At 71.5% G+C, this 6,729-nt stretch carries 5 protein-coding genes and 3 tRNA genes; 4 read left to right on the top strand and 4 right to left on the bottom strand.

Annotated elements, in window-relative coordinates; all coding sequences use genetic code 11:
- The 3 genes from ACIO9J_RS28090 to ACIO9J_RS28080 all read right to left on the bottom strand — a co-directional run.
- A partial coding sequence (locus ACIO9J_RS28090; RefSeq protein WP_402005240.1) for a DEAD/DEAH box helicase occupies nucleotides 1-2,032 on the bottom strand: 2,032 nt, incomplete at its 3' end.
- A 248-nt stretch (nucleotides 2,033-2,280) separates the two neighbouring features.
- A complete protein-coding gene (locus ACIO9J_RS28085) occupies nucleotides 2,281-2,841 on the bottom strand; it encodes a hypothetical protein (protein ID WP_402005238.1) in 561 nt (186 codons plus the stop codon).
- Nucleotides 2,842-2,996: 155 nt separating this feature from the next.
- A complete protein-coding gene (locus ACIO9J_RS28080; RefSeq protein ID WP_402005235.1) occupies nucleotides 2,997-3,347 on the bottom strand; it encodes a metallopeptidase family protein in 351 nt (116 codons plus the stop codon).
- Between the two features lie 71 nt (nucleotides 3,348-3,418).
- Between ACIO9J_RS28080 and ACIO9J_RS28075 the strand changes: the two genes are divergently transcribed.
- From ACIO9J_RS28075 to ACIO9J_RS28060, 4 genes are all read left to right on the top strand, one after another.
- Nucleotides 3,419-5,005 (top strand): metallophosphoesterase, encoded by a 1,587-nt coding sequence (locus ACIO9J_RS28075; RefSeq protein WP_402005232.1) that lies wholly within the window; start codon nucleotides 3,419-3,421, stop codon nucleotides 5,003-5,005.
- 81 nt (nucleotides 5,006-5,086) lie between these two features.
- Nucleotides 5,087-5,159 (top strand) — tRNA-Glu (locus ACIO9J_RS28070).
- A gap of 39 nt (nucleotides 5,160-5,198) precedes the next feature.
- Nucleotides 5,199-5,273, top strand: a tRNA-Asp gene (locus ACIO9J_RS28065).
- A 24-nt stretch (nucleotides 5,274-5,297) separates the two neighbouring features.
- Nucleotides 5,298-5,371 (top strand) — tRNA-Phe (locus ACIO9J_RS28060).
- Nucleotides 5,372-5,641: 270 nt separating this feature from the next.
- Here the strand turns inward: ACIO9J_RS28060 and ACIO9J_RS28055 are convergent.
- The gene (locus tag ACIO9J_RS28055) at nucleotides 5,642-6,715 is read right to left on the bottom strand and encodes an ABC transporter permease (protein WP_402005230.1); all 1,074 of its coding nucleotides are present in this window, start codon (nucleotides 6,713-6,715) and stop codon (nucleotides 5,642-5,644) included.
- Between the last annotated feature and the right edge of the window lie 14 nt (nucleotides 6,716-6,729).

Below are 6,729 nucleotides of genomic sequence, written 5' to 3'. Positions count from 1 at the left end.
CACCGCCACGGTTGTCATCGCGACGCTCGAACGAACGGCCACCACCGCCGCGGTTGTCGTCACGACGGTCACGGTTGAAGCCGCCACCACGGTTGTCGTCACGACGCTCGAAAGAACGGCCACCGCCACGGTTGTCATCGCGACGCTCGAACGAACGGCCACCACCGCCGCGGTTGTCGTCACGACGGTCACGGTTGAAGCCGCCACCACGGTTGTCATCGCGGCGCTCGAAGGAACGACCGCCACCACGGTTGTCGTCACGGCGCTCGAACGAACGGCCACCACGGTCGTCGCGGTTGAAGCCGCCACGGTCGCCGCGACGGTCCCGCTCGTAGTTGCCGCGCTCGTCACGCTGCGGACGGCGGTCGTACGAGGAGGAACGCTCCTCGCGGACCGGACGCTCGGCGGCGGGCTGCTCGGGGACCGAGGCCTCCGCGGCCTCGACGACCGCCTCGGCGGCGGCGGTGGCCTCGGCGACCGCGGCCTCCGGGTCGTCACCGCGCTCACGGGCGGCACGCGCGGTGAGGCGGTCGGCCTCCTCGCGCAGCTCGGCGGCGCGGCGCTGCGCGCGCTCCAGCTCCTTGGTGAGGTCCTTGACCTCACGCTCGGCCTGGGTCGCGGCGTTGCCCGCGGAGTCGGCCTGCACCTCGGTCATCGAACGGGCGCCGGTGATGTCGGCGACCTCCGGGTCGAAGGAGCCGCCGCCGTTGATGATGTGGCGCGAGGCGTCGACGCCCGCGTCCTCCATCAGACGGAAGATCTGACGGCGCTGGTGCGGCAGCGACAGGGACACGACCGTGCCGGAGCGGCCCGCGCGAGCGGTACGGCCGGAGCGGTGCAGGTAGTCCTTGTGGTCGCCGGCCGGGTCCACGTTCAGGACCAGGTCGATGCCGTCGACGTGGATGCCGCGGGCGGCGACGTCGGTGGCGACGAGCGCGTTGACGTAGCCGTCCTTGAAGTCCGCGAGGGTGCGGGTACGCGCGCCCTGCGTCATGCCGCCGTGCAGCGCGTCGGCCTTCACACCGGAGTCGCGGAGCTGCTCGGCGATGCGGTCGGCGCCCAGCTGGGTGCGGACGAAGATGATGGTGCGGCCCTTGCGCGCGGCGATGGCGGCCGTGACGGGCGCCTTGTCGCGGGGCTTCACGATCAGGATGTGGTGCGTCATGGTCGTGACGTTGCCCTGGGCGCTGTCGACCTCGTGCGTCACCGGGTTGGTCAGGTAGCGCTTGACCAGCGTGGAGATCTCGTTCTCCATCGTGGCCGAGAACAGCATGCGCTGGCCGCCGGCCGGGACCTGGTCGAGCAGCTCGGTGACCTCGGGCAGGAAGCCCAGGTCGGACATCTGGTCGGCCTCGTCGAGGACGGCGACCTCGACGTTCTCCAGGGAGCAGGCGCCGCGGTTGATGATGTCGCGCAGGCGGCCCGGGGTGGCGACGAGGACGTCGACACCGCGCTCCAGGGCGTAGATCTGGTTGCCCATGGACGTACCGCCGCAGACGACCTTCATCTTGAGGCCGAGGACGTCGCCGTAGGGCTGGAGGGCGTCGGCGACCTGCATCGCCAGCTCGCGGGTCGGGGTCAGGATGACCGCGCGGGGCTTCTTCTTCTCGGTGTGGCCGTCGGCGAGGCGCGCCAGGGTCGGCAGACCGAAGGAGAGGGTCTTGCCGGAGCCGGTGCGGCCGCGGCCGAGGATGTCCTTGCCGGCCAGGGCGTCCGGGATGGTCGCGGCCTGGATCGGGAAGGGGGTGTGCACGCCGTTGCGCGCGAGCTTGCGGACGACTCCGTCGGGCAGGCCGAGCTCACCGAAGGTGATCTCGGGCTCGGCGTCGGCGTCGGCGTCGCCGGACTCGGCGTCGGCGTCGGTGGTGACCTCGGTGACGTCCTCGGCCTCGACGGACTCGTTGGCCTCGACGGACTCGACGATCTCGACGGCTTCGGCGACGGCCTCTACGGCGTCGCTCTCGACGATCTCGACGGCCTCGACCGACTCGTTCTCGGGCAGGACGGCGTGGTCAGAACTGAAAATGGACATGCGAAATGCGAAACCTTCCGGAGTCTCGGCACGCGCCCGTCAACTCCGTGATTTCGCAATGGACCGCCTCTATGCGGTCAGCCACGGCAAGGGAGAGTACGCGCCACGCGGCGCTCTTCTGTGTCGGCGCCGGGCAAATGGGATCAAACGATCTACCACCATACGCACCCCCCACCCCATATGGCAAACCGCCCTCCACGAAACCCTTCCCACCTGCGAAGACGCCCGCGACGGGGGCGGCGCCCCAGCTACCGGGGCCCCACCTGAGGCGACGGCTCGCGCCCCGCGATCTCCTCGTCGCGCCGTTGCAGCTGCGCGTCCTGCCCCGACCCCTCGTGCGCCGACGACGACGGCTCCGGAGTGGTCGGATCCGGCGTCGGGGTCGGCGTCGGCTTGGGCGGGTCCGGTGTCGGGGTGTCCCGGGTCGGCGTCGGCTTCGGCTTGGCCGGCACCGGCTTGTCGGGCTTGCCGCCCGGCTTCGACGGCTTCGCGGAGGACGCGCCGTCGGCTGACTCGGACGGCTTCGCGCCCCCGGACGTGGACGCGCCCGCGCTCGGCGACGCGTCGCCGTGCTTGCCCTTGCCCTTGCCCTTCCGCTTGCCGCCGCCCTGCCCCCGGTCGCCGCCCGGGTCGAGGTCGCCGCCCTGGATCAGCGGGCCGCCGTCGGGTGCCGCGGCCCCGCCCCGGTGCCCCGCGGAACGCCCGGGTCCCGGCGCCTTCCCGTCGTCACTGACGCTCATGCAGCCCGCGGTCGCCACGACGGCCACCGCGACGGCGGCCCAACGGGCGGAAACGTACAACTGGCGCACGGCCGAGCACCTCCGAGGCGCTGAGAATCGGGACGCCCTGCCCAACTCCCGCGGCCCGCAAGAGGACACGGAGCGCCACCCGCCCCCGGGCGCACACCCGCACCCGAGCACGGACCCCGCTCACCCGTACCCGAACAGCGACCGCCCGGCTCACCTCACCCGTAGCCCAGCGCGTGCAGCCGCTCGTCGTCGATCCCGAAGTGGTGCGCCACCTCGTGCACCACCGTGATCTCCGTCTCGGCGACCACGTCGTCGCGCGACGCGCACATCCGCAGCGTCGGCCCCCGGTAGACGGTGATCCGGTCCGGCAGGACCCCCGCGTACCACTCGCCCCGGTCGGTCAGCGGCGTCCCTTCGTAGAGCCCGAGCAGTTCGGGATCGTCCGACGGTGGCTCGTCCTCGACGAAGACCGCCACGTTGTCCATCAGCCGGGTCAGCTCCGGCGGGATCCGGTCGAGCGCCTCGGCGACCAGTTCCTCGAACTCCTCACGCGTCATCTCCAGCACACCCCCATTGTCAGCCACGCCGCCCGTCCCGTCCCGGCATACCCGCCCCCGCAATTGGGCATACGGGACCAATGGCCCGCGACGTCACGGTCGTTCTCCAGGGCGTACGCAGGGTGGGCGGCGCCCTCGTAGGCCACTACCGAGCTCGCCGCGCCCATCCCGTGGGCGAACTGGTCAGTCCCCCGCACCCCTACGCCCGCGCGTTCGGCCTGGTCGCGGTCGTGCTGCTCGGCGCCTGGCTCGGCCTGCTCATCGTCGGCAGCGTGCGCGCGCCGGTCGGCCCGATGGACACCCGGATGACGCTGCGGCCCTCCGTGTCCGGCGGCACGAAGATCAACGTCTCGCCGCTCGGCGCCCTGGAACTCCGCTCGCACGTCGCCCCCATCCGCCTCGACGTGGACGTGGACCGCCTCGACCCGGTGCGCTCCCAGGCCCTGGTGGACCACCCCGAGCGGCTCGCCGGGCTCCAGGAGGAGGTGGCGCGCGACGTCGGCCACGGCACGCTCGACCTGGCCGTGCGCTCCTGCGTCGCCGTCGTGTCCGGCGCCACCGCGCTCGGCCTCGCCGTCTACCGCCGCCCGCGCCGCGCACTGGCGGCCGGCGGCCTGGCGCTCGCCCTGCTGGCGGCGTCGGGCACGGCCGCGTACGCCACCTGGAACCCGAAGTCCGTCCTGGAGCCGAAGTTCTCTGGGCTGCTCAGCAGCGCCCCCTCGGTCGTCGGCAACGCGCGCAGCATCGTCAGCGAATTCGACGTCTACCAGCAGGAGTTGGCCCGCCTGGTCACCAACGTCACCAAGCTCTACGACGTGACGTCCACGCTCCCGGCCTACCAGCCCGACCCCACCACCATGCGGGTCCTGCACGTCTCCGACATCCACCTCAACCCGGCGAGCTGGAAGATCATCGACTCGCTCGTCGAGCAGTACGACATCGACGTCATCGTCGACTCCGGCGACACCATGGACCACGGCTCGGCCACCGAGAACGCCTTCCTCGACCCGATCGCGGACCTCGGCGCGCCCTACGTGTGGGTGCGCGGCAACCACGACTCGCACACCACCCAGCGCTACCTGGAGCGCTTCAAGAACGTCCACGTCCTCGACGACGGCAGGGCGGAGACCGTCGCGGGCCTGCGCATCGCGGGCATCGGCGACCCGCAGTACACCCCCGACCGCTCGGTGAAGGCGGAGGGCGACGCGGTCGAGCACCTGGCGGGCATCCGCCTGGCATCGGCCCTGCGCGCCGAACGCGCGGCGGGCACCCCCGTAGACGTGGCCGTCGCGCACAACCCGACGGCGGCGCGCGAGACGGACGGCGAGGTGCCGCTCGTCCTCGCGGGCCACATCCACCACCAGGAGATGGAGGTCATGGAGGAGGGCACGCGGCTGCGCATCGAGGGCTCGACGGGCGGCAGCGGGCTGCGCGCGGTCGAGGACAAGTACCCCGACCCGGTCCAGGCCTCGGTCCTCTACCTGGACCGTACGACCAAGCGGCTGCAGGCCTGGGACGAGATCGAACTGGGCGGCCTCGGCCTCACGAAGGCGGAGGTCAGCCGCCATCTCCCCAAGGAGAACCGCCCCGGCGCGACCCCTTCCCCGACGCCCTCCGACCCGTCCGCGACCCGGCCTCAGGACGGGCGTTCCCCGGCCCCCCGATAAGTGTTTTGGCGATACCTCCCCGCATCCCATATGCTTCTCACGTCCCCGACGCGCTGCAAGGCGCACACGGCGGGCCTCTTAGCCCTCATCGTCTAGTGGCCCAGGACGCCGCCCTTTCAAGGCGGTAGCACGGGTTCGAATCCCGTTGGGGGCACGCAACACCTTGTGCGAGACTAGTGCTCGCACAACGCTTGGTCCTGTGGAGCAGTTTGGAGTGCTCGCCACCCTGTCAAGGTGGAGGCCGCGGGTTCAAATCCCGTCAGGACCGCTTGCGATTCCTCGCGGATCGCGTGGCTGGGTAGCTCAGTTGGTACGAGCGATCGCCTGAAAAGCGATAGGTCGCCGGTTCGATCCCGGCCCCAGCCACCTCTTCCAGAAGCCCTGTCGTTCCCGACGGGGCTTCTGCCGTATCCCCCCTCCCCCGCACCGCCCAGCGGACGTCCCCGCACCGTGGCCTGCGCCCCGCCCCCCCCTCGGCGACGGGGGCTGCGAGCGCTCCTGAGGGGACGCGGCGGTACGTCTGCCCGGAGCACTGGTGGCCACGAGCCGAGGTGCATAGGTGTGGCCGCTCACCGGGATAGCGAGGACGGACATACCGCCGCGGCCCCGCCCCACGACGAAGCCCAAGGCGCCCCGCTACCCCGCAGGCGCCACCGCATGGGCAGCCACATGGGCCCCCGCAGACTCCCGCCCACCCGGATGCCGATGCCGCCACACCCAGAACACCGCGCTCGACAGCAGCGCCCACCCCGCAAGCACCAGAAACGGGAACACATGCTGGTGCCCGCCGAAGTACACCGCCGTGTGCTGCGCGTTCACCGACGCCCCCGGCGGCAACCACCGCCCGATGTGCCCCAGCACCGACGGCAGCAGCGGCCACGAAACCGCCCCGCCCGACGACGGATTCCCGAGCAGCACCATCAGCCCCCACGTCGGGATCATCGCCCAGCGCCCGAACAGCGTGTTGAACATCGTGAAGACCATCCCCGACGTGAACATCGTCAGCGCCAGGATCAGCCACGACTCCACGAACGGCAGGTCCACCGCGCCCAGCCACCAGTCCACGACCGCCGCGATGACGAACGCGCCGAGCAGCGCGTACAGCGCCGTGAACCCGATGCGCTCCGCGGGATTGAGCCCGCGCGCGTGCACGCTCAGCTGGATCGCCCCGACGAAGCCGATGATCACGGCGGCGAGCGAGATGTAGAAGATGGCGAGCCCGCGCGGATCGCCCTCCTGGAGCGGTTTGACGTCCTTCACCGTCACCGGCACCCCGACCTCCGCCCCCACCTTCGGCGCGGTCTCCGCGAGCACCTGGGCGACCGAGGCACCGGACGCCCCGGACACGTCGAAGGTGACCTTGTCCCCGGGCCCCGCGCCGACGATGGCGAAGACCGCCTGCTCGTCCACGCCCCGCCGCGCGGCGGCCATGCTGTCGTACCCGCGCACCTCAAGGGAGGCGTTCAGCGCCTTCTCCATGCCGCCGAGGAACGCCTTGCCGCGCGCCGTGTCCTGCGCGCCGACCACGGCCGTGGGGATGCGGTGCGGGGTCGGGTTCGCCATGGAGTACGTGTACGAACCGGCGAAGAGCCCCGCCGCGGCCGCCAGGATGAACACCAGGACGGTCGCGGGAAGGAACGGCGACCGCTTGAAGGCGGCCCACCGCTCACCTTTCGTAGGAACCCGCCCATGTGCACCGTGATCAGACATACGACCACGCTAAA

Origin of the sequence: Streptomyces sp. NPDC087300, from assembly GCF_044744425.1 — a bacterium.
In the GTDB taxonomy this organism is placed as follows: domain Bacteria; phylum Actinomycetota; class Actinomycetes; order Streptomycetales; family Streptomycetaceae; genus Streptomyces.
This window is presented reverse-complemented; position numbering and strand designations above follow the sequence as displayed.

What these genes read in the sequence shown, in the direction of transcription:
- ACIO9J_RS28075 (WP_402005232.1), top strand. Translation starts at nt 3,419, where the DNA reads ATGGCCCGCGACGTCACGGTCGTTCTCCAGGGCGTACGCAGGGTGGGC.
- ACIO9J_RS28055 (WP_402005230.1), bottom strand. Translation starts at nt 6,715, where the DNA reads ATGTCTGATCACGGTGCACATGGGCGGGTTCCTACGAAAGGTGAGCGG.